The following is a 23,938-nucleotide window of genomic DNA, read 5'->3' as shown; positions in this document are numbered from 1 at the left end:
TATGGTCTTGAGTTTTATCCCGACGCTGTCATTTTCGGTTAGTCCTTGCTTTTCTTTTCAGGGTCACTTTTACTTAAGGGTATGCATGAAACTCAGGCACACAACCATGGCGCTCTGCGGGCATAACCCGGTAAGGATCACACTTTGCCGTCTGACTCAGTTCAGACGTGCTGTCAGCTATTTCTGTGTGATATTGCTCTGGGGGTTTGTAAGTTCTTCGTACGGGTCCGGTAACGGTTACCCCCTTCAGTTTGTGGATCAACACGGCACCCCATTGGCTGATGTCGTTGTGGAAGTGACTGTGCCAGTGCATGTGCAGCCGACGTCCGGCATCGCCATTATGGATCAGGTTAATAAACAGTTTCAGCCCAGATTACTCGCCATTACGCAGGGCCAGGCGGTGAGCTTTCCTAACAGCGATGATATTCGTCATCATGTTTATTCCTTCTCCGATACAAAGCGTTTCGAGCTAAAATTGTATGCAGGTACACCCATTCAACCGATACGATTTGAACAACCCGGCGTCGTTGTTCTAGGATGTAATATTCATGATTCGATGGTGGGTTATATCTATGTTTCTCAATCAAAAGATGTGCTTATCAGTAATCAGCAGGGCATTGTAGAGATACCCGCTTACGCAAAGCAAGTGGCAATCTGGCATGCCCTACAAAGTCAGGAAATCGACACGCGCAGGATAGTGACGGTGACACAATTACAACAATCCGGGTCTGCTACTATAGAAATACAGGCACCGGCACCCAGAAACACATTCTCGGAGATGTTTAAGGAGCATCATGGGCACTAGTTTTAAAAATCGCATTATTGCATTGTGCGTCGGGTTAGTGCTGCTAACAGCCGTAGCCAGTTTGGCCAGCTTTTGGTGGTCTACCAGCCAGTTTAATGAGCGCAAGGTACAGCAGGATATTCAGACGGCACAAAATGTCTATCAGCAATATCTCAGTGCCAAAGAACGCTTGCTGGTCACTGCAGCCACGGTACTGACACAGGATTTTGGGTTTAAACAGGCCGTTGCAACCCGGGATGCCCCCACCATTGAAAGTGTGTTGTTTAATCACAGCCAACGCATCGATGCCGATCTGATGTTGTTGCTCGACGTGCGCGGTCAGCTGATCTCCGCCAATCAGGCCGAAATTGAGCTGGCCGAAGACTTACGCCCGCTGCTCAGAGAGCTATTAAACCACACCGAACAATCGGCTTTTGTCAGCCTCGACAAGCAACTCTATCAGGCCATTATTTTGCCCGTGAAGGCACCACGTACCATTGCCTTTGCAATTGTCGGTTTTGCCGTTGATAAAGAAGTTGCCGGCCAGCTACGTGAACTGACCGGCATGGAAATGAGCTTTATCGGTCATGGTGAACAGATTAAGGCCAGCTCTTTGCGTCTGCCCGAGTCTCATGACCTGTTTGCTTATCTGCACGAACAAAAAATAACGCGCTGGCTGAGTGAGTTCCCGGTATATATCAATGCAGAAGTTGCATTGCCTGCGCTCAGTTCTTCGCCAGTCAGCCTGGTGTTGAGTGCCGATATGACCAAAGACTATCAAGCATTTGATCAGCTGGTGCTGAGCATTATTTTGTCGTCGTGCCTGACCATGTTGTTTGGATTTGTTGCCAGTGGCTTTTTGGCCCGCAACCTGGCCACCCCTTTGCAACAGCTGACGGTGATGGCACGCCGTTTTGCACTGGGTGATTATGAGGCAACCGTACACGAGTCTCGACCTACCAAAGAGATCTGCCAGCTGGTAGATGCCTTTCATGAAATGGGTGACGATATCCAGGCACGGGAAAAGCAAATTCGCTATCAGGCCAGCCACGATGGTCTGACCCGCTTTTATAACCGGGCAGCGGCGATGGAGAAACTCACTCGCTTGTTGCAAGATGGCCGGGTGTATTACCTGCTGGTGGTCGATATTAAAGGCCTCAGACACATTAACGATAAACTGGGACCTCGCGTAGGAGACAGTTGTATTCAGGCCGTCGCACAGCGCATCGAACAGATAGGTGCCAGTTTTGAAGGGCTGAATGCCCGCCTGGGTGGCGATGAGTTTTTAACGGTGCTGGCAGCCAAAGAAGACAGCTCCATGGAGGGCTGTGTCTCTGGATTTCTGAGTGCGCTTAACCAGCCTTATCAGGTGCAAAAACTGGAGATCAATCTGCGTTTTAGCGTTGGGGTGGTGCACTACCCTGAGCAGGCCGACGATCCGGAAGATCTCGTGAGGCGGGCACTGATCGCGGCCGATAATGCTGCACAGCAGGGCAATAACTCAGTTTACTTCTATCAGACTGGTGAAGATGAAGCGTATCTGGAGCGTTTGCTGATCATTGATGAACTCAAGGCCGCGTTGCAAAGTGATGATGGCCAGCTGTTTATGACTTATCAGCCTAAACTGAACATGCACAGCCAACAGGTCGATAAGGTTGAGTCGCTGATCCGCTGGCAGCGGCGTAGCGGAGAATGGGTGTCGCCCGAATTTTTTATTGATCTGGCGGAGCAGTCTGGCCTGATTGTCGAACTGACTCAATGGGTACTCAAAACCGTGGTGGCACAGGTAGCCAACTGGGTAGAGCAGGGGATCACCATGAAAGCGGCTATCAATGTGTCGGCCCAGGATATTGCCGATCCCGACTTTGTGCCGCATCTGGAGGCTATGTTAGACCGCTACCAGATTTCCCCTTCGCTGATCACCATAGAGCTGACAGAGCGGGACATGATCGAAAATGAAGAAAAAGGCATCGCCGCGCTAAAAGTGCTCAAAGAAATTGGGGTACATATATCTCTGGACGATTACGGGGTAGGACAAACTTCACTGGGGCGGTTAAAAATGCTGCCCATAGATGAGCTTAAGCTGGATAAAGTGTTTATTCTCAAACTCGCTGAAACTCATCAGGATCAATGCATTGTACGCTCCACCATCAGTCTGGGCCATCAGCTCGGTTTCTCTGTAGTGGCCGAAGGCGTTGAAGATAAAGCCTCACTGGAACTGCTCAAAGAAATGGGTTGCGATTACGCCCAGGGTTATTACCTGAGTAAGCCGTTGAAGGCGGAATTACTGACTCAATGGCTTGGCCAGTACCATGAAGCGGGCTAACATGTGGCGACTCGCTTTAACCTGCTGTGCCTTGTGTATCAGTACATCAGGCATAGCCGGATCAGGTAAGTTACTCGCCACTCCCGGCGTGTCTCAGGTTGAAGGGAGTGCGGGTGGGGGCATCGTGCCCTGGGCGCAACTGGCGGGCTATGCCAGCGAAGCGCAGTGGAGTCTTGGTGGCTTTTGTAGTCGCGCCAGCGTCGATGATTATCGCCTCGATGTGTGTGGTATTCAGGCCAACCTGTTTGACCGTGTTGAGCTGAGTTATGCCGAACAAACCTTTGCCGTACCGGCACTCAATACCGATATTGAACAGTCGGTAAGCGGCGTTAAAGTGCGCCTTTATGGGGATATTGTTTACAGTGTCTGGCCACAGCTGAGTTTTGGCTTACAGCATAAGTCACTCAAGGACGATGCCGTTGCCAATTTACTGGGCGCTGAAGATGGCAGCGGCACCGATATCTACTTTGCTGCCAGCAAGTTGCATCTGGGGGCCCTTGGCGGCTTCAATGCATTTTGGAATATCACGGCGCGCCATACCGAGGCCAATCAGTTAGGTCTGCTGGGCTATGGGGGTCAGCAGGGTAGCGAACGCATTTATCTTGAAGCCAGTACGGCCATTTTTCTTAGTCAGAGCCTGGCTTTGGGCTACGAATATCGTGAAAAGCCCGACAATCTTGGATTGGGCGAACAACCGTGGCAGGATGTATTTGTGGCCTGGTTTATCAATAAGCAGGTCAATATCACTGCAGCCTGGCTGGATCTGGGCAGTATTGCCGGTCAGCCGGATCAAACAGGCTGGTATGTGTCTGTTACAGGTTATTTTTAAGGGAGCGCGGGGGTGAAGAGACTAACACGCAATGCCAGTCGCCCGTTATATGGCCTGATTTTATTGTTGGCCAGCATAGGATTCAGTGGCTGTCAGTCCGCCAGCCAGCCCACTTTGTATCAACAGATAGGCGGCCAGGCCGGACTGGAACGTCTGGTGGATTTGTTTATTAATCAGATAGGCCGTGATAAAGCCATTTTACCTTATTTTGCCAAAGCCAATGTGAGTCACTTCCGTCAGGGCTTTATCACCCACCTGTGCGATACCCTCGACGGACCCTGCGACTATCAGGGTGACTCTATGGTACAGATCCACACTGGCATGCAGATCACTGAAGCCGACTTTAACCGTGTGGTTGAGTTGTTGATCAACGCTATGACCGAAGCGGGCATTGCCCACACCACGCAAAACCAGATCCTGGCCAGGCTAGCGCCACTGCGTGGTGAGGTGATTAAGATCTGAGTGTACCTCTCTTTGTGCTTACCAGAATCTGGGGTATCCGTAAAATAGCGCTAAAAGTGCTATGCCAAACCCTGTCTTACTTCGTTGTTACAACGCGCACAGCGTAGATAAAAGGTGTTCATCATCCACTTAAGAACTGTATGCCATGAGTGTGTTGTGGATTTTAGTTTTTACACTGAATCTTTCTCCATCTTTGTTTCGACGTTTAAACTGACTTTTAAATTTTGTTTGAAGCAATGAATTAAGCCGAAAATGACGGTTTTTGGAATAATAGAGGGGAGCTTGTTTCTGATTTTTACTCTTTTATTTTTATTATTTTATTTTGGTTATTATTTCAATTTTCATTGTTTTTTTATTTGTTTTTATATGTTTTATTTTTGTTTTAAAATTGCCTTTACTTTGTAAATTTTGATTTGTAGAGTTGGCCTGCACTATTTAGTGCCTTAACGAAATAAAAGGATATTAATATGAATCTTAAAAAAGTAGCTGTGTCTTTGTTGATTGGATGTGGATTTGCAATGACTGCCACAGCACAACCTGCTGAAGAATTTGTGACTGTAAGCAACGGCTCAAAATATAATTTTAGAATTGGTTTACAGGCATTGGATGACGCTGGCAGAGATCCGGGCAGGGTTGAATATACTAAATACTTATCTGCTGGTTCAAATGTACAATCTGAGTGGGCAGTTGACAGAGACGCCTATGATCCTGATGCGTTAAAACTTCACCTTTCCATACTGAATCATCTTCCCTCGGATCGAGATTTCCGTATTGCTATTCAGGCTGCAGACCGCGGTGGCCGTGGAGATTTTGGTTACTGGCAATATACGCCCTGGGCGAGTGAAGGTGGCGGTTGGTCAGGCATGGCATTTGATACTGACCGGTTTGACCCGGATGCATTCCGTATTCGAATCGAAACGCGTACCTGGAGTGGTAGCCACTCATTCAGTGATTTTCGTATCGGTCTGAGAGTATCTGACCGTGGAGGTCGTGAAGTGGGTAATGCGACTTACACACCTTGGGCTTCGTATGGTGGTGGCTGGACTGGCCTGGCTACGGACAACGATGCATATGATTTTGATGGTTTTGAAGTAAATTTGGAAGTGCGCTAAACCTGAGTACTTCAAAGTAGATAATATTAGCTCAACAATAATATTATAAGTTATTGTTGAGCTTTTTGATTTTTTATTCAAAGGCAATATTATAATCCGGTTTTTTCGGGTTGTTTGGGAAGTCCAGCCCCTCTACCGGGTAGCTGTGTTGAGAAGGCGCTGGATCTGACATCAGACTTTTATTGATAAAGGTGATTTCCACCGTCTCAGGAAAATCAATCGCATCGATGTATTTGCCGTAGTTGTTACCATGAATATGTACGACATGGAAATACTCAGACATCGCTGTAATAAAATCATTGAACTGCGTCGTTTTTGTATCCAGATGATGAAACTCGGCAGCAACCACATTGATCCGGTCGGCATGCTTACACAGGTCATCAATCACCTGATACTCAGCCCCTTCAATATCCATCTTCAGGAAAACGGTGTCTTTTGTATCTCCACAGTGCTTCATGATTAACTCATCCAGGCTGATATCCAGCTGGCCTGAAGTCTTGCTGACACGGCGTTGTAAATGGCTGTTTTTGCCACGGAAGAAACTGTAAAAGAACACGCAGTTTAATAAACGTGTCCAGTATTTTTGGCGCTTATCATGGCGAAACAGCAGGGTATTGAGCAGAGATTTGATGCTATTTTGCAGGGTTTTTCGAACAATAAAGTTAAGCCCGACGGTATAATCCACGCCGACGACCCGACAGTCTGGGTTGAGTGCCTGGAACTCCTTGTCAAACCGCCAGTCATCATTGATTCCTAATGAGAGCAAGACGTCAGTGTCTCTAATATAGGTTTTAGGGACAATATAGCCCCCGTCGAATTGGTTTCCCATTCGGATAAGGTTCGGACAATGCTTTGGGAGCAGCGCGCGCTTATTAATTGACATGTGTCTATTCCAGTTATTTCCTTTTCTACAAACAGGATAGTAGCGGCTATCTATCTGGCAGACAAGCACAAAGACAGTAGTGAGAAAAGTACTGTCTGATTAAGTGCTACAAATTGAGTGAGGGATATCTGGTGTCATGGGGGTCACTTGAGTAACAGGTTGTATTGCTCCGCAAGATATTGTGGCTCAATGGCACAAATAATTTCAGATTCCCTCAGACTCTTTGACTGGCTTGTGATGTTGTGGCACAGCGGTGTTAAAGGCGCGACCAGTGAAAAGGGCGACGTGCCCAGACCAGACAATGCCAGCGTTGGCACCTGGCATGCAGCTGCGATATGCATCGGGCCGGAATCTATGGTGATCATGACATCCATGGCGGCAATGGTGTCGACTAATTCACCCAAAGATGTTTTGCCTGCCAGGTTGGTGGCCTGAACCCCCTCAGCATCCAACAGTTGTTTGAGTTCTTCCATATCTTGCTGCTCGGATGGATCCCCAAGCAAATAAAACAGGGTGCTGCTTTGCTGATGTATTTTTAATAGTGCCTGCGCCGCCAACTTGGCAGGGTAATGGCGGGAGCCTTTGTTTTTACCACCAATATAAACACCGGTCGTGCGTGACTTAGTCTGTGTGAGCGAACGTGTGTTTGCTTTGAGTCGGGGTAAGGCAAACTGAGCGAACGGCTTGCCATGAACGTCGTTCACCAGACGGCAATAGCGAAAAATATAGTGGTGGCATTGATTAACCTTGAGCGGATGTGACAACAGCGGGGTGCGGCCGTTCTGGGCATATCCGGCTACGTAGCGGATCCTGGCCAGTTTACAGAGGACGGCATCGGTGAGTGAGCCGCGAAACAGTACTGCCATGGAGCAGCGAAAAGCCCTGAGCGTTCTGGCAAAGCCAAACAGGCTGACTCGCTTATCTGCTTGGTGCCTTGTATCATCAAGCAATTCAAAGTCATATCCGTGCGCTCTTTCGAGTACTTCGCGCATATAAGGGCGCACCAGCAGATAGATCTTTTTTCCCGGATACAATTCATTGAGCAGCGCGATGGCTGGCAAGGTATTGATGGCATCGCCAATATAGCGGGGCAGAACCACTAAGATGGGGCCACTCACTTGGTGAGGATCTATGGCTGTTACGGACATGGATTTTCTTGTTTTGGGCACTAAAGCATCCTAGTATAACCAAAGCTTATGAACAAAATCATCTCTGTACCTCAATTTCAGCAAAAGTTAATATTATGAAAAACATTAAAAGTTGTCACTGGTTACTGAGCAACCTCAATCACGCAGTGGTGCTGGATTGCGGCATGCTTAAAGTCGGCACGCAGGGCGTCTATCATCCACCGGGGATCATTGCTGGCGCAAAACGATTTAATATTGGTCAGACGTTTAGTGATCCTGATGGCAGATTTCCCAGCACGATGTGCAGTGCCGAACAATTTCAGCAAGCGGCAAGACGACTGGGGATCAACCAGCGGGATACCGTGATTGTTTATGATAACTTTGGCTTGTTCAGCGCGGCCCGTGCCTGGTGGATGTTTAAGGCCATGGGGTTTGAGCAGGTTTACGTGTTGGATGGGGGGCTGGTCAAATGGCTGGAGCTGGGCTTGCCACTTGCACCTGAGTATACGCATACGAGTGAGTCCGGCGATTTTGTTGCCCAACCTCAGTATGGCTATTTTATCGATAAAGCGGCGGTGTTAGCAGCAATAGACGACCCCAGGGTTTTATTACTGGATGCCCGCAGCCCGGCAAGATTTAGCGGTCAGGAAAGTGAGCCCAGAGCGGGGATGCGTAGCGGGCATATTCCAGGCAGTGCCAATGTCCATTATGCCAGTGTACTGGATAGCAGTGGGTTGCTAAAGCCTAAGGCGCAGTTGCGGGCACTACTGAGCGAAGCGGGTGTCACCAGTCAGGCCTTGCAGTTTAGTTGTGGGTCCGGGATCACCGCCTGTATTCTGGCCATGATTGCCGATGAATGCGGGTATTCCCCTCTATCTGTTTATGATGCTTCCTGGAGCGAATGGGGGCAAGACCCGGACGTGCCGATTGCGACACTTGCCCCACAAAGTTAATAAACCAGTTCCTGAAGCTCACTGGGCTGGTTAAGGGCCGGTAAGTATAAGGTCTGCATGTTCTTTGCACTGAGTGCACTGTGCAGTGGCAAGGTTGCAATGCCCTTGAGGGCGATATTGGCAACGTCGGGGGTTTTGACCAGCCGCACGACCTGGCGCTCGCCAAACTGGGCTATTGATGGAATAAATGGACGTAGTTCAGAGGTCAGCTTATCCAGCAGCCAGTCATTAATATCTCCCCCTAAAATGATGGTCTGGGTATTCAGCAGGGACTCGATGCTATGAATGGCGATCCGCATCGGCTCGGCAGCCTGCTCAAGCCAGCGCGCGATCACCGGGTGCTCCTGCAACTGGTGATGCAGCTCTTCTGTGCTGCAACCCGGGCGCCCCAGACTGTGTTTAAGTACACTGAGCGATGCAAAGTCGTTGAGTCGTCCCAGCTCTGCGGTGTCATCGTCGGTTTCGGGGGTAACGAATAGCTCGCCCAGAGCTCCGGTCAGACCATTCTGACCGAGCAAGATCCGTCGGTCATATACCACCGCCGATTCCACCTGATTTCCCAGGTGCACATAGACAAAGCTGTCCAGCAGCCGCGCTTCACCAAACAGCATTTGATAACTGGCGCAGGCGGATGCCGTGGTTTCCAGTGCAACGGGCACGCCCAGAGTATCTGCCAGTTGTTGCTGCAGCTGACGGTTATGGGCAAAAATCTCGACCCCTTTGAGGTGGCTCAATTGGACTGACAAGCCGCAACCCAGCACCTGAGAGACACTCAGGTTAGCGACGGTTAGCAAGGTGTCTATCAGGTATTGGGTTTTATCGAGTAAAACATCACTGGTATCTAGCCGGGTATGCAAGCGGTTGAGCAGTTCGCCATTGAGGTAAAATAAGCCAACCTCCAGCTCATGGTCGACAATACGCACTGCCAGCGTATAGGCGGCCTTTTTATTTAGCACCAGCATTTTTGACGGTTTGCCCGCACCTTCGGATTTCTTGATACCCGTTTCTTCCACCAGCTGAACGCTCAGCAGTTCTTCGACCATATTGGTAATGGTCTGTTTGGTCAGCTGGGTATTGCGGGCAATCTCAACACGGGAGATTGGCCCCTGCGTGACAATCTGAGAGAGTACAAGACGCAAATTTATTGATTTATTCTGTTTTGCGTTGGAGCCTTTCAATGTGTTCGCCTTACTATTTGAATCTGAATTGGGGGCTTTATGATGATATCACCCCAGTCAATGTGCCGTATGTACCTGCTTACACAACACATTATCCCTGAACTAAGCCGATCATCTTACTCGATCATGAGACTAAACCGAATAAAAAATAATTAGTCAAACTAATTGACATAAATCCTTTGTTGGCTGAATATGACTATAAATACAACAAAACTGATCCTAAATGCCAGTATAAAAGTGGCGGCTAGGGTACTCGCAAGTGCGAATTTTAATAAATCAACAGCAGGATCTACCTATGTCTACAGGAACTCAGATGAAGGGTCATCGCCGTCGGGCGTGGCTGAGCGGGATATTTGCCGCTGCTGCGCTCTGTGCAACGTCGATGAGCTGGGCGGCACAAAGTATCGACTGGAGCAAAGCCGCAAAATCCAGTGATATCCACCTGACCAAGCAGCAAAGTGAGGCGATTAAATCAAAAGGTTTGACTGCTGCGCTGGTCTGGCACGGCGCCAGTCCCTGGGTTGCTGCGGTATCACGTGGGGCACGTGACGAATTTGAAAAGTTAGGCATTAAAGTGGTGGCAGCAACCGACGCTCAGTTCGATCCCGCTAAACAAGTGGCGGATCTGGAGAACATTGCGGCATTGAACCCCGATATCATTTTGTCGCTGAGTGTTGACGGTGTCAGCACCAGGCAAAGTTATGCCAAAGCAATAGAACGGGGCGCTAAACTGGTGTTGCTCAGTAACCCCATTCCCGGCTTTGAACAGGGTAAAGACTTTGTTGGTATTGTGACCGATGACATGTTTGGCATGGGTAAGGCGGCGGCCGATCTGACAGCGAAGGCGCTGGATAACACAGGTAAGGTTGGCATGATCTACCATGACGCCAGCTATTTTATCACCAATAATCGTGACAATGCTTACCGCAAAGGGCTAAAAGCCTATCCTGAACTCAACGTCATTATCGAAAAGGGTTTTATCAAAGAGCACGAGACCAGCAATGTGGCAGCAGCCATGGTATTACAGCACCCCGAGCTGGAGGCCATTTATGTTTCCTGGGATGCTGCGGCAGAAGGCGTGGTTGAAGCGCTACGCTCATTGGGTCGGCGTGATATTAAAGTGATCACCCATGATCTGGGTGTCAACAATCTACTGGATATGGCGATGGGTGGCAACGTCTATGGCACGATTTCAGACAGACCTTTTGATATTGGGCAAACCATGGCCCGGCTGGGCGCAGCCTCAACGCTGGGCTTGCCGGCACCACATTTTACCCTGGTGCCGTTTGATACTGTTAAACGAGACAATATTGCTGAGATCTGGCAGCGCGCGTTCCAGTCGCCCTTGCCCAGACTCCTGAATTTAGCGTTAAAACAATAAGGAATACCATGAGCGTTAATCAACTACCTTTGCAGCAACTCAAGTTGCTGGCAGTGAAACGAGAGTTTTTTATCTACTATATATTCCTTGCAGTGATGCTGATTTTTGCAGTCGCACTGCATGATACGGGCTTTTTTAGCCTGACCAATTTTATGAATATTGTGCGCCAGACTGCGCCCATTACCGTCATGGCGGTAGGACTGACTTTTGCGCTGGCAGTGGGCCACATCGATCTGTCGATTGGCTCTGTGGTGGCATTATCGGCGCTGGTCGGGGCATTATTGCTGCAACATGTGGGGATCCCGCTGGCGGTATTAGGTGCACTCAGTGTGGGTCTGATAGTTGGCCTGATCAATGGCCTGCTGATCGAACGGTTACAGGTGTCCTCATTATTGATCACATTAGGAACTATGGGTGTGATCACCGGCTTATCGCGCCAGCTGACTAATCTGGAGTCTGTGCCAATCATAGATCAAACCTTTACCGCGTTTTTTGGCGCTGGTGAGCTACTGGGCATTCCTTCTTTATTTATCTGGACTCTGGTGATTGCTGCGCTGGGCTACGTGGTCCTGACTAAGCTCGCATTTGGTAAGCACTTACTTGCAGTCGGCGGCAGTCCGAAAGCGGCTCTGGCTATGGGCATTAAAGTTACTCAGATCCGTATTTATGCGCTGGTTATCTCCTCCATGGCTGCGGCACTGGCGGGACTGTTGTATGCCGGCCGTCTGCACGGGGCGCGTTATACCCTGGGCGAGGCCGACCTGCTGACGGTTATCGCAGCCGTGGCGATTGGCGGCACCAGCCTGTTTGGTGGCCGCGCCTGTATCATCGGTGCCATTCTGGGTTCCTGGTTAATGGGCATGATCAACAACGGCCTGATTTTGTCTGGCTTTTCCACAAATGAACAAATGATAGCCCGCGGCGCGATCCTGATTGTGGCAGTGGCAATTGGTGTCAAGGAGTTGAAAAATGGTTAGAAGTGCATTAGATCAAATCGCCCTCGAAGTCAGGGATGTACATAAGCGTTTTGGTGGTGTTCATGCCCTTAAAGGGGTCAGTTTCACCATTAATAAAGGCGAAGTTGTGGGATTACTGGGCGACAATGGCGCCGGTAAATCAACACTGGTTCGTTGTATCTCAGGGATCCACCCGCCCGATGAAGGTGCAGTGCTGGTTAATGGTCAGCCGGTGCATATCGACTCCCCGCTGGCGGCGCGCGAGGCCGGCATAGAAACCGTGTTTCAGGACTTAGCCATGGTGCCCGAGTTCGATATCACAGAAAACCTCTTTCTTAACCGGGAGATCCTGCATAAGAACCCAGTCTTGCGCCGACTCGGCTGGCTGGATAAAAAAGCCATGGAGAAACGGGCGAAGAAAGCGCTGAACCGGCTGAACAGTCGTATCCCGAGCTATCAGGAACAGATCCATCGTTTGTCTGGTGGTCAGCGTCAGGCGGTGGCCATTGCCCGCGCAGTGAACTGGGGTGCCGATATTGTGATTATGGATGAGCCGACGGCGGCCCTGGGGGTCGAGCAAAGTGCCCAGGTCAATGAATTGATCAATGTGATCAGCTCGCAGGGCGTTGCGGTGCTGCTGATCAGCCACAATATGCAGCATGTGGTCGAAACCTGCGACCGTGCTGTGGTGTTATATCAGGGCCAATCAGTAGCAGATGTGTCGGTCAGCGATGTGACTAAAGAAGATCTGGTTGGATTGATCACCGGGGCGAAATCCGCTGCATAACGGATTTAGTCCTGCTCCTTAGATAGTCAGTAAGCTGGCTATCTCAGGCTCAGTTTCACCCGAGGGGGCCGAACAGGCACCTCATTACCTGAACGAATTATAAATCGGCGCCATGGCGCCGAGGGCTTAGTTTTGCCAAAAATCAGAGGGCAGTATGGATATTGAAAAGAAAGTAGCACAGCTTATCGACACACTCTCAGTCGAAGAAAAAGTCGGACAGCTGTTTGTCTTGGCATTTGCAGGAGAAGATCGTGACTACGCAAAGGCCTTGGTCAAGGAGCGCTATATTGGTGGGTTTTATATTACCGATGATAATGCCGCGAATCCAACCAGTGCGGCGCAATTAGCCCGCGAGTTACAACATGAAGCTTCGCTCAGAGCCTGTGATGCCCCATTATTGCTGGCCGTTGATCAGGAAGGTGCCTGGGGGATCCTGACCCGGTATACCGATCTGGGACCCGGCAACCTGGGTCTGGGCAAAGCCGACAACACGGCGCTCACCGCAGACATGTATCAGGTTTTTGCAGAGCAGATGCAGGAAGTCGGCTACAATACCTTGCTGTCGCCCTGTGCCGATGTTAATGCCAATCCGGATAATCCCATCATTGGCTTACGGGCCTTTGGTGAGCAGAGTCATCACGTTGCCCGGCATGTTGCAGCGGCGGTACGTGGTGTGCAGCGCAATGGCAGCCTGAGCTGCGCAAAACACTTCCCGGGCCATGGCGACACCCACAGCGATTCCCACCAGACTTTGCCGGTAGTCGACAAATCATTACAGCAATTAATGCGTGAAGATCTGCTGCCTTTCAGAGCCGCGATTGAATCAGGTGTTCCCTTGATCATGACCAGCCATATTTGCTACCCGCAGATCGACCCCGATTATCCGGCAACTTTATCTGCGACCATTTTGCAGGGCGTACTGCGTCAACAGCTGGGATTTGAGGGACTGATAATCACCGACAGCATGAATATGTGGTCAATGCGCAAGAACTACGCGCCCGCAGAGGCGGCCATTCTGGCACTACAGGCGGGGGCCAATCTGGTGATGCTCAGTGAAGAACACTACGAAAACAGTACGACACCCTATAAGGCCATTCAGGCACAAACCATAGAGGGGGTGATTGAAGCCGTCAGGCTTGGCAACCTGAGTGAATCCGTGATTGACGCCCGATTACAACAGGTACTGGCATTTAAATATCAACATTTTGCCGCATTGCCACAAACCGCGCCCAGTGTGTTGGAAAGCGCCAATGAACTGGCGCGTGAGGCGGCAGTGGCGGCCATTCGGGTAGTGCGTAACGAGCGCCAGCAATGGCCACTCGAAGGCCGTGCATTTACGCTGGCATTTGCCGCAGATCCCAAAGGGTACGACAGCATAGTCAACAGCCGGGGAATAGGTCCGAACGATCCCAACTCGGCGCGGGATGTGATCCTTGAGACACTGGCTGAGCGCGGACGGGAATATCGGCTGTGGCAGCATGAGCAGCTGATGGCAGCGTTACAGGCACCCACCGAACCGCTGGCTGAGCCTTTAGTGTTGATCACTGAAGATTATCCCTTACCTGGCGAAAGCTTCGATGTGGTGGCGCAGCAGCAACGTGTCCAGCAGGCACTCCAAAAGTGGCCTGACAAGGTCATTGTCATTGCTATGCGCTCCGACTACGAAATATCGCAATATACTGATTTATTGACTTATGTTTGTGCTTACTCAAGCAGAGCCGTGAGTGCCCGGGCGATTGCGGAACAACTTTAAAAAGATCAGATAAACGAAATAATAAGTGCTTGACAATTAGTCAAAATGATTTAATAAATACTTAGTACATCAATTTTACTAATAAAAAATGACAGTTTGATAATAACACAAGCCAGTCGACTCACTGGGAATGAACGGCTTGGGAAACGGCAAAGGGGAGAAGAGCATGAAAAATCAGGGCTCAAAGGTAAAAACCAGGTATCTGAACAGTTATCTGAAGTCCAGTTATATAGCGGCCTGCGTGGCAACGGCGTTGTCGGGTATGTCATTTGGTGCTGCGGCTGAAGAACAGGATGGTGCGAATCAGGCAATCGAAACCATTGAAGTCAGAGGGATCCGACGCAGCCTCACTGAGGCACTTAACACGAAACGCTTCGCGAATTCCGTTGTCGACTCTATCTCGGCGGAAGATATAGGTAAGTTCCCGGATAAAAACATCGGTGATGCGATGCAGCGTATTCCGGGGGTGACTGTGGTCAGAACCTTTGGTGAGGTAAGTGGTGTTACCGTACGTGGTACTGCCCCGGAGCATAGTATGGTGCTGCTAAATGGCCAGAACGTCGCCAGTGTTGGCTGGTTTGATCTGGGGGGTATGAACCGAAGCTTTAACTTTGAGATGCTCGCATCAGAGCAAATCTCCGGGATGGATGTTTATAAATCGGTTGAATCAGACATCAACGAAGGCGCCATGGGTGGCACGGTTAACCTCAAGACCCGTAAGCCGCTCGATATGGATTCAGGCACTGTGTTTGCGTCGGTGGAAAATGCCTATCACAGCAACGCCGAAGACTGGTCACCGGCATACTCAGGTTTGGCAAGCTGGAAAAATGACCAGGAAAACTTTGGTATCCTTGTCGCATACTCCAATGAAGAGTCGAAAGTATATCGTGAAACCTTATCCACCTTCGGGCCACCTGGCGCATCTGAGCTGGAAGACAGCGCAGGTATTTTAAGAAAGACCTCGTGCTGTGCTTCATCGATTATATTCGACGAAGACAGAGAGCGCAGCAGTAGTCAGATAAGTGTTCAGTATGCACCCAGCGATGCCCTAACCTTAAGCCTGGACTACAATCTGTTTGAACTGGAAAATGACCATGTTAACTCGGCGATGTTTGCCATCATGAGTTCAGGTACGCTCCAGAGCGACACGGTCACCGTTAATGAACAAGGCATAGTGACCGGTGCGACTGTGACGGCCTCAGGCCCGGGTGGTGCGCCATTGTTTAATAACAGCGTATTGCGCACGCCCAATATGCAGTCGGATGTGCTTAACTTTACGGCTAATTATCAGGCCGACACCTGGTCGGCAGACTTTGTCCTGGGTCAGTCGACCGCTGAGGGTCGCATTGGCCAGACGAGTACCTGGTGGGGTGACATTACCGAGCGTGCTAACTCAGGTTTTTCTTACAGTGTCGATGGTCCGCTGGAGCTACAACCGGTGAATTCTGATTACCTGAGCAGCCACGATAATTTAGAGTTATTCCACGAATTTACTTATATCAATTATGAACGCGACAATGAAATAGACTATATTCAGGCCGACTTTACTTTTGAACTGGACTCGCCGGTGATCACTTCTATCCAGACGGGTATCAAGTTCCAGGAGCAAGTCTTTTCTTACCACGAAAATAACCAGGATCTGAGTGTGGATGCTATCCGTGAAGGCGGTGAGCGATTGACGCTGGGCAATTTCAATGGCGGATTTGTGTCAGGTCTGCACAGTGCAGAAGGGCGCGCCGGTAGCCTCTCTACTTTCCCGATTGCGACACGTGGCTTGTGGGATTATGCGCGTAGTAATGCGCCAGGTACCATTACCGTCAAAGATGCATTTTCAATTGAAGAAGACATTGCGGCGGCCTATGTGAAAGCCAATTTCTCGGGTGAAGGATTCCGCGGTAATTTAGGTCTGCGGGTGGTGGAAACCGACATTCTCTCTAAAGGTGAAATCAATGGAGTGAAAGGAGAGGTGGATAAAACCTACACCAATTATCTGCCAAGCCTGAATTTAGCCATCGACCTGAGTGAGGACATGATCTTCCGTTTTGCCGCCGGTTCAACCGTATCACGTCCAGATTATGACGATATGAAAGTCGCGGATATCATTTCAGAGAGCTTTAAAACGGCGAACGTCGGCAGCCCGGATCTGGACCCTTATAAGTCAGATCAATACGACATGGGGGTTGAGTGGTACTTTAACCCGTCGTCCGTGCTAGGTGCGACCTTGTTTGTGAAAAACATCAGTGACTACATCGAGCAAACGACCGCTGCTGAGTTTTATCCAGGGTGTGGTGAAGGGTGTCTGGTAACGCGTTCACGTAACGTGGGCACGGCCGATGTACGCGGTATTGAATTGCAATATCAGCATGCATTCGAAAATGGGTTTGGGGTGCAGGCAAACTACACCTATACCGACAGCAGCCGCACTGACTCGACCGGTAAGGAAATGCCGATAGAGGAAGTATCGCAAAACTCCTACAACCTGTCGGGTTACTACGAAAATGACCTGTTCAGCGTGCGTCTGGCGTACAACTACCGTGACAACTGGGTCAGGCAGCTCAACGGCAGTGGCCTGGATAGCCTGAACGATGCCTATGATCAGGTAGATGCCTCTGTGGTTTGGCACGTGACAGACAACATTGATGTGTCACTGGAAGCGGTGAACCTGCTCAATGAAGCCCTGGTACTGAGACAACCAACAGCGGGCAATATTGTCCATGCTGTGGATGAGTTTGGTACCCGTTACTTTGTCGGTGCCAGCATTCGCTTCTAGTACTGACAGCCTGCACGGTCGCCCGTACCGTGTGATGACAGAATAAAGGAAGTACCCGCTTCCTTTAGGCCGGTTTGGTTTTAACTGGTCAATCCGCGCGTGACCTGGCAAGGAAGGTTGCCCAGGTGCGCGGATAAGGGTGCTAGCATGAGTTGCCCTGGCAAACATTGTTTGGGTCAGTGCTGTGCACTCACACTTCTACTCGATTAAGGCAGGTTTGCCCGGCTTGCCTTATTTCTATGCTTTCTTGTACTCACTTTATCGTGAAAACTTATTGCAATAAATTTTGTAAAAACATTTGACTTATTATTTTGTGAGCGCTAGCTTGTATGTTAGTTGAGCAAATAGAAATGCCTGTTTTGTGTGTGATGCAAGATAGGTTAGCTCACTACCTCAGTGATATGAACCCGGTATGGATAATTAATGCGGGTTTATTGGTAGGTGGCTTCGGGTTGGGCTGCGGTTGTTCATTAAAATTGTTGCTCTGATCGGGTTGGTATTGCTGGGTTTGTTTCGATTAAAAAAATAATGAGGAAACACCTAATGAAATTAAAAATGACAGGATGTGCAGTGGCCGTAATATTAAGTTGTTCTGCGTCGGCGGGAACCGGCGTACAGGACTTTCTGGACAGCTTAAGAAACTTCGAATCGGGGATTAACCCTGCGCTTGCAGATTTTTACCTGGAGAACCTCGATAACCCGGTTTATAAGTATGCCAAAGTGTCGGCACCGGGACGCATGATCCGGGATTGTTCAACAGGCAGCATGATCCCGGAACCTACCACCATTAATCAGTTCTTCACTAAGCTGGGCATTGATGGCTTTTACAATGCGCAGACTCCGAATGATCCCGAAATGTTTAAGAAGATGCAGTATAACTCCATGAACGCCTGGGGGTTTGTGGGATATCAGCTGGGTGAAGCCGTGCTGATCGATGCGGGCTACTATAGTCCGAAAGTGGTGACGGTTGATGGCACTGAGTACGACAGCTTTTATGTGTTTGTGGAAGACAGCACCTGGATCGGCTGTAAAACCGAGGCGCTGGTGGAAATTGTCGGCTCTGGTGGTAACAAAATTCAGGCCACCGACGTTAACCGCTGGGAAGGTACCTTTGTGGGCAAAAACGGCGTGAACTCATTTGCCGACCTGCTGATCCCGGATAATCAGGAACTGGTGATGCGTGATGCCATGCGCTTTAACTATGGCGTGATGACCCAGCTACTGACAGCGGCCAACATGACCTGGGAGCAGGCGCTGGCTAAGAGTTGGCCGGACAAAGATGATAACGGCAATCCAATCACGGTACAGGCAACCATGTCGGGCCTGCTGGCTGCGGCGCACCTGCGTGGTGCATGGGGAACAGCGCGCCTGCTGACCAAAGATGAGATCACCTGTGATGAACTGGGCACCTGTATCACTAAGTACGTTCATAAATTTGGTGGTTACAATACTATCTTCGACACCCCGGCGGACGATGTGATTGAGGGCTCAAAATACGATGAAAAACTCTCGGCAGGCTGGGGTAACGATTTAGTACTGCCAGGTGGCGGCGTGGATGTTATCGAGCTGCATGAGCAAAGTGGCTCTGTGACCACAGTACGCGACTTCACTGTAGGTGAAGATCGCATTATTCTGCGTGACTGGCAGGCGAGCGCTCCGCTGAGTAACCTGACTGTGTCGGATGTCCCAGCGGGTGCTGAACTGGCATTTGCCGGTCAGCGTGTGGTACTCGAAGGGGTATCGGCTGCGGCTGTGAACGTGAACACTGAAGCGGTGATTGCCCAGTCGGATATTTATGAAATTGCCTGGTCAGGTAAGCAAACAGTGAATGGCTTTAACCCTTCGCTTGATAAAATTCGTGGTACAGCCGGGATTGGTTTTAAACACCTCAAAGCCTACGAGACAGACACCGCTTTAGTCGTGGGTGTTCAGGCCAAAGATGGCGGCATCTACAGCTCGATTGAGCTGGTGGGCCTGACGATTGCCGATCTGACACCTGAGATGTTCGATAACGTAACTGGTGGCTACGATCGCCTGGGCTTTATCGTGCCGCTGAACAGCCAGAACTGGGGCTGGAATATGACACTGACAGTGAACAGTTTTGATCCGGCCAAAACCGTGATCAGCATGCCACTGTTCAACTACAGCTTCTCCATGCTGATCCTGACGCAGGAAGGGGCAGATACGGTGATCACACTGGATGAGACGGCATCAAAAGGCGATCAGAAGCGTCTGGTACTGAAGAACACCGATGTGAACAGCCTCAGTGCGGCCAACTTCGATTACGTATCGGGTAACTTTGTCGATGTGGTCATTGATGTACCGGTATTCTATGACATCACAGCCACGGTTGTGGGCACGGGCGGCAGCATTTCACCAGCCCCGGATGCAAGCGGTGTGATCAGCGCCAAAGGCAACACCGACTTCACACTGACGTTTGTGCCAGACAGCGGTTACCGTGTGGCGACATTGAAAGTCGATGGGGTGAGCGTGACAGCGCAGTCAAGTTACACCTTCACGGCACTGTCTGCTGCACACAGCGTGCAGGTCACCTTTGAACCAGGCAATTCTTGCCCGGCTCCCTGGAATGAAACTCAGGTGTACACCGGCGGGGATCAGGTTACCTTTGGTGGTAAAACCTATGAAGCGAAGTGGTGGACGCAGGGCAATAACCCCGCCTCACTGGGTCCGTGGAAAGAAATTGCCAATTGTCAGTAACAGCATGCTGATAAAATGACACTCACTAAAAAGCCATGGCCGTTTGCGCGTGCCATGGCTTTTTGTTGTACAAAAGGTTTGGCCTGAAAACGGGGAAGGGATTCGTGTGGTCAGATGCTACCCAATTGAGCGCAAGGAAATGATGAACTTTGAGGTTTGGATCGGTTTTTTAGCGGTCGTCTGCTAATGTCGGCGGCGGGCGTCATGGCGATGCTAAAGCGGGTGTAGTCGCCGCTATGAATGACAGGGAGATAAAAACGCCATGGTGAAATCACCATGGCGCTCAAAGTCTCAACTAAGTGAAAAGCTTACTTATGATACCCAAGACACGCTTCGACTTCGTTTTTCGAGCCTAAGATCACCGCCACGCGCTGGTGGATATGCTCAGGGTCGATATCCAGAATACGTTGCTCGCCGGTGTGGGCCAGACCGCCGGCTTGCTCTACCAGCATCGCCATTGGGTTGGCTTCGTACATCAGGCGCAGCTTGTATGGCTTTTCCGGGTTTTTGGTGTCGGCCGGGTAAGTAAACAGGCCACCGCGACATAGCACGCGGTGTACATCACCTACCATGGCAGCAATCCAGCGCATGTTGAAGTTTTTACCGCGCGGGCCGGTGTCACCTGCCAGCAGGTCGTTGATATAGTTTTGCATGGCCGGTTGCCAGTGACGCTGGTTTGAGGCGTTGATGGCAAACTCTTTGGTGTCGGCCGGGATTTTGGCAAATTCTTCAGTCAGCAGGAAACTGCCGTGGGTTTTATCCAGCGTGAAGATGCGGGTGCCTTTACCTGTGGTCAGCGCCAGCGTGGTGCACGGTCCGTACAGCACGTAGCCTGCGGCAATTTGCTTGTGACCGGGCTGCATAAAGATAGCTGGATCGGCCGGATCGGCGTCTTCTGGTGCTTCCATGATAGAGAAGATGGTGCCAACCAGCGAGTTGATATCGGTATTCGATGAGCCATCCAGCGGGTCGAATGCGACAATAAATTTGGCATCCGGGTTACCTGCTACCGTGCCTTCCTCTTCTTCCGAGGCAATGGCTTTCACATAGCCAGACTCCAGCAGAATGTCTTTAAGTAGTTGGTTAGACAGTACGTCGAGTTTCTTCTGAGTTTCGCCCTGAATGTTTTCATCCAGCGTTGAGCCCAGCACGCCTGACAGCGCGCCCTGACCGACGCGGAAAGAGATTTCTTTACAGGCAGCCAGAATGGTTCGGATCAGTGAAACCAGTTCACGGGAACAGCCGTCTTCAATTAACACCGGTGGAAGTCTACGCATAAATATTTGTCCTGATAACGGTTATGTTGCAGCCCTGATAAAGTGAGAGCGCAGGCCACAAACAGCGCTGAATTTTGTCCTAAATAACTGTATTTTGTATACGATTTAATATACAAAAGGGGGACCAGTCATCTAACCTCAAACAACAAAGATAAGAAAATGCGAAAAACACGCTTTGCTCCTCACATGTTCTCGGCTTTGCTATTGGCTATGATACCCCAAGCGCACGCCGCAATTAAGTCTATTGATGAATTTACTGACAAACTCAACCATTTTCCCGGGTTCTATGCGTTCTACAGCGACCCCTCCAGCGGTAAGATCTATCTGGATGTCGACAAGCTCTCACAGCCGTTTTTGTTGCAGCACAGCCTGCCGTATGGCGTCGGCTCTAACGACATTGGTCTGGACCGTGGTCAGCTGGGCAGCACGTATCTGGCGCAGTTCGAGCGCTTTGGTGACAAGGTGATGCTGCGCGCACTGAATACCTATTTTCGTGCCAGTGCCGATAACCCGGCGGAGCAGCAAAGCGTGAAAGAGGCCTTTGCCTCAAGCATTTTAAACGGCTTTAAGGTGGTGGCCGAAGATGACGACAGCGTACTGATTGACTACACACCTTACCTGTTATCGGATGTGCATGGCGTATCTCGCACGCTGGCGGCGCGCAAGCAGGGCAGTTACAGCCTGGACGCCAGCCGCAGCGCGACCTACATGCCGCGCTCTAAAGCCTTTATGAAAAATACCGAGCTGGAAGCGGTGCTGACTTTTAAGGGCAGCAAGCCCGGTGAGTATGTAAAACAGGCGACGGCGAACCCCTATGCAGTGACGGTCCACCAGCACCATTCGCTGATAGAGCTGCCGGATGATAACTATCAGCCCCGCGCATTTCATCCGCAGTCGGGCTACTGGAACATAGAGCATAAAGATTACTCGGCGCCGCTGAGCGAGTCTATGTACGTGCGCTATATCCCGCGTCATCGTTTAAATAAAAAGGACCCGACGGCAAAAGTGTCAGAGCCGGTTGAGCCGATTGTGTATTATCTGGATCCGGGTGTACCTGAGCCGGTGAAAACGGCTTTACTGGATGGCGCGCGCTGGTGGGATCAGGCCTTTGAGGCCGCCGGCTATAAAAATGCCTTCCAGGTCAAAGTGCTGCCGGAAAACGCCGATCCTATGGATATTCGCTACAATGTGATCCAGTGGGTACACCGTGCTACCCGCGGCTGGTCGTATGGTGCATCGGTGATTGATCCGCGCAGCGGCGAGATCATCAAAGGTCATGTGACGCTGGGCTCGTTGCGGGTGCGCCAGGATATTCTGATAGCCGAAGCCTTAGCCGCGCCATTTGTTAAAGGCGATGAAGTGACGGAGCGTCTGCATGCCATGGCGCTGGACCGTATTCGTCAGCTCAGTGCCCACGAAATTGGCCACACGCTGGGGATTGCCCATAACTTCTCGGCGTCGGTAAAAGACCGCGCCTCAGTGATGGATTATCCGCACCCGCTGGTGGGCATGAACGATCAGGGCGAACTGGATATCAGCAAAGGCTATGCTAGCGGCATGGGCGAATGGGATACCCAAGTGATCAAATACGGTTACAGCGATTTCACTGCGGTAGATGAGGCCCAGGCACTGGCCGAGATTCTTGCTGAGAACAAGCGCAAGGGGCTGGAGTTCATCTCGGATGCCGATGCCCGCCCGAAAGGTGGCGCCCACCCGACTGCCCACCTGTGGGATAACGGTGGCGATCCGGCTGCGGAGCTGATCCGGGTGCTGGATATTCGTCAAAAGGCGCTGGCCCGCTTTGGCCTGAATAACATCAAAACCGGAGAAGCTTTATCTCAGCTGGAAGAAAAGCTGGTGCCGCTGTATTTGTTCCACCGTTATCAGGTGGAATCGGCGGTGAAACTGATTGGCGGCGTAGACTATGACTACGAAGTGCGGGGCGAGCAGACACCAAAAGGGGCACAGGTAGTTGGTAAAGTTAAGCAGCAGGCGGCACTGTCGGCCCTGTTGGAGACCTTATCGCCTGAGCAACTGATGATCCCAGAGTCGGTCCTGGCACTGATCCCGCCCAAAGCGTATGGCGAGTATAAGACCCGGGAGAGCGTGAAAGGTCGCACGGGTCTGACGCTGGATGCCATGGCGCTGCCGGAAGTGGCGGCGCAGCATACTCTGAGCTTGTTGCTTAACCCTGAGCGATTAAATCGTCTGGCACAGCAGCAGGCCCGCAATCGCGCGCACCTGAGCAGTGACGAGATATTGAATACCCTCTATCAGCATGTGTTCCAGCCCAACGCACAGCCGGGCATGGCGACTAAGCTTGCGCAGCGGGTGCAGTTTTTAACGGCTTTCCGTCTGGCAACGCTTAGCAGCAGCGACAAGCTGGCACCGGAAGTGCAGGCGCAGTTGCGTTATTACCTCAACCAGCTGGTGGAGCAGTACAGCGACGATTCTTTGTTTGGTGGCAGCAGTAAAGCGGATGTGTTCGAAACCTACCTGGCAGCGCAGGTGGCACAGTATCTGAAAAGCGGGAAGTGGCCCGAGGGCTTTAAAGTTTTATCGATGCCGCCGGGCTCACCCATCTAATCTCGTGTATGCGAAAAACCGGACACATGATAGTCCGGTTTTTTTATGCCCGCTTA

General features: G+C 50.6%; 17 protein-coding genes. 13 read left to right on the top strand and 4 right to left on the bottom strand.

Annotated features, from left to right (window positions below; translation table 11 throughout):
- Positions 1–85 precede the first annotated feature (85 nt).
- The 5 genes from MHN33_RS12140 to MHN33_RS12120 all read left to right on the top strand — a co-directional run bounded on the left by MHN33_RS12140 (position 86) and on the right by MHN33_RS12120 (position 5,513).
- The gene (locus MHN33_RS12140) at positions 86–805 is read left to right on the top strand and encodes a methylamine utilization protein (RefSeq protein WP_239398246.1); all 720 of its coding nucleotides are present in this window, start codon (positions 86–88) and stop codon (positions 803–805) included.
- A complete protein-coding gene (locus tag MHN33_RS12135; RefSeq protein ID WP_239398245.1) occupies positions 795–3,110 on the top strand; it encodes an EAL domain-containing protein in 2,316 nt (771 codons plus the stop codon). The genes MHN33_RS12140 and MHN33_RS12135 overlap by 11 nt, the downstream gene beginning before the upstream one ends.
- A gap of 1 nt (position 3,111) precedes the next feature.
- Complete coding sequence (locus MHN33_RS12130; protein ID WP_239398244.1) at positions 3,112–3,939, top strand: DUF3034 family protein; 828 nt, start codon at positions 3,112–3,114, stop codon at positions 3,937–3,939.
- Between the two features lie 54 nt (positions 3,940–3,993).
- Positions 3,994–4,401, top strand: a complete 408-nt coding sequence (locus MHN33_RS12125; RefSeq protein ID WP_239398345.1) for a group 1 truncated hemoglobin — start codon at positions 3,994–3,996, stop codon at positions 4,399–4,401.
- Between the two features lie 467 nt (positions 4,402–4,868).
- Complete coding sequence (locus MHN33_RS12120) at positions 4,869–5,513, top strand: hypothetical protein (RefSeq protein ID WP_010383366.1); 645 nt, start codon at positions 4,869–4,871, stop codon at positions 5,511–5,513.
- Positions 5,514–5,586: 73 nt separating this feature from the next.
- Here the strand turns inward: MHN33_RS12120 and MHN33_RS12115 are convergent, their stop codons facing one another.
- Together MHN33_RS12115 and MHN33_RS12110 are read right to left on the bottom strand one after the other, a co-directional pair.
- Positions 5,587–6,396 (bottom strand): FkbM family methyltransferase, encoded by an 810-nt coding sequence (locus MHN33_RS12115; RefSeq protein WP_239398243.1) that lies wholly within the window; start codon positions 6,394–6,396, stop codon positions 5,587–5,589.
- Positions 6,397–6,539: 143 nt separating this feature from the next.
- Complete coding sequence (locus MHN33_RS12110) at positions 6,540–7,544, bottom strand: glycosyltransferase family 9 protein (RefSeq protein WP_239398242.1); 1,005 nt, start codon at positions 7,542–7,544, stop codon at positions 6,540–6,542.
- Positions 7,545–7,639: 95 nt separating this feature from the next.
- Between MHN33_RS12110 and MHN33_RS12105 the strand changes: the two genes are divergently transcribed.
- A complete protein-coding gene (locus MHN33_RS12105) occupies positions 7,640–8,476 on the top strand; it encodes a sulfurtransferase (protein WP_239398241.1) in 837 nt (278 codons plus the stop codon).
- Here MHN33_RS12105 and MHN33_RS12100 read toward each other — a convergent pair.
- Complete coding sequence (locus tag MHN33_RS12100; protein ID WP_239398240.1) at positions 8,473–9,654, bottom strand: ROK family transcriptional regulator; 1,182 nt, start codon at positions 9,652–9,654, stop codon at positions 8,473–8,475. The two genes, MHN33_RS12105 and MHN33_RS12100, sit on opposite strands and share 4 nt — an antisense overlap.
- Before the next feature lie 295 nt (positions 9,655–9,949).
- On the opposite strand from MHN33_RS12100, the gene MHN33_RS12095 reads away from it, so the two are divergent.
- From MHN33_RS12095 to MHN33_RS12070, 6 genes are all read left to right on the top strand, one after another.
- On the top strand, positions 9,950–11,035 hold the full coding sequence (locus MHN33_RS12095) for a substrate-binding domain-containing protein (protein WP_239398239.1): 1,086 nt from the start codon (positions 9,950–9,952) through the stop codon (positions 11,033–11,035).
- Positions 11,036–11,043: 8 nt separating this feature from the next.
- Positions 11,044–12,012: an ABC transporter permease gene (locus MHN33_RS12090; protein WP_239398238.1), complete on the top strand. Its 969-nt coding sequence runs from the start codon at positions 11,044–11,046 to the stop codon at positions 12,010–12,012.
- Positions 12,005–12,778: an ATP-binding cassette domain-containing protein gene (locus MHN33_RS12085; RefSeq protein WP_239398237.1), complete on the top strand. Its 774-nt coding sequence runs from the start codon at positions 12,005–12,007 to the stop codon at positions 12,776–12,778. Before MHN33_RS12090 ends, MHN33_RS12085 begins: the two co-directional genes overlap by 8 nt.
- Before the next feature lie 154 nt (positions 12,779–12,932).
- Positions 12,933–14,531 carry a glycoside hydrolase family 3 protein gene (locus MHN33_RS12080; protein WP_239398236.1) on the top strand — a complete coding sequence of 533 codons (1,599 nt, stop codon included), beginning with the start codon at positions 12,933–12,935 and terminating at the stop codon, positions 14,529–14,531.
- A gap of 166 nt (positions 14,532–14,697) precedes the next feature.
- Entirely contained in the window at positions 14,698–17,301 is a 2,604-nt protein-coding gene (locus MHN33_RS12075) for a TonB-dependent receptor (RefSeq protein ID WP_239398235.1), read from the top strand.
- A gap of 543 nt (positions 17,302–17,844) precedes the next feature.
- Positions 17,845–20,019, top strand: a complete 2,175-nt coding sequence (locus MHN33_RS12070; RefSeq protein WP_239398234.1) for a carbohydrate-binding protein — start codon at positions 17,845–17,847, stop codon at positions 20,017–20,019.
- A 308-nt stretch (positions 20,020–20,327) separates the two neighbouring features.
- On the opposite strand, the gene MHN33_RS12065 is transcribed toward MHN33_RS12070, so the two are convergent.
- Positions 20,328–21,296 carry a class 1 fructose-bisphosphatase gene (locus tag MHN33_RS12065; RefSeq protein WP_239398233.1) on the bottom strand — a complete coding sequence of 323 codons (969 nt, stop codon included), beginning with the start codon at positions 21,294–21,296 and terminating at the stop codon, positions 20,328–20,330.
- Positions 21,297–21,455: 159 nt separating this feature from the next.
- Between MHN33_RS12065 and MHN33_RS12060 the strand changes: the two genes are divergently transcribed.
- A complete protein-coding gene (locus tag MHN33_RS12060; RefSeq protein WP_239398232.1) occupies positions 21,456–23,882 on the top strand; it encodes a zinc-dependent metalloprotease in 2,427 nt (808 codons plus the stop codon).
- The last annotated feature ends 56 nt before the right edge of the window (positions 23,883–23,938 follow it).

This window comes from Pseudoalteromonas sp. OOF1S-7, from assembly GCF_022347765.1.
In the GTDB taxonomy this organism is placed as follows: Bacteria; Pseudomonadota; Gammaproteobacteria; order Enterobacterales; family Alteromonadaceae; genus Pseudoalteromonas.
This window is presented reverse-complemented; position numbering and strand designations above follow the sequence as displayed.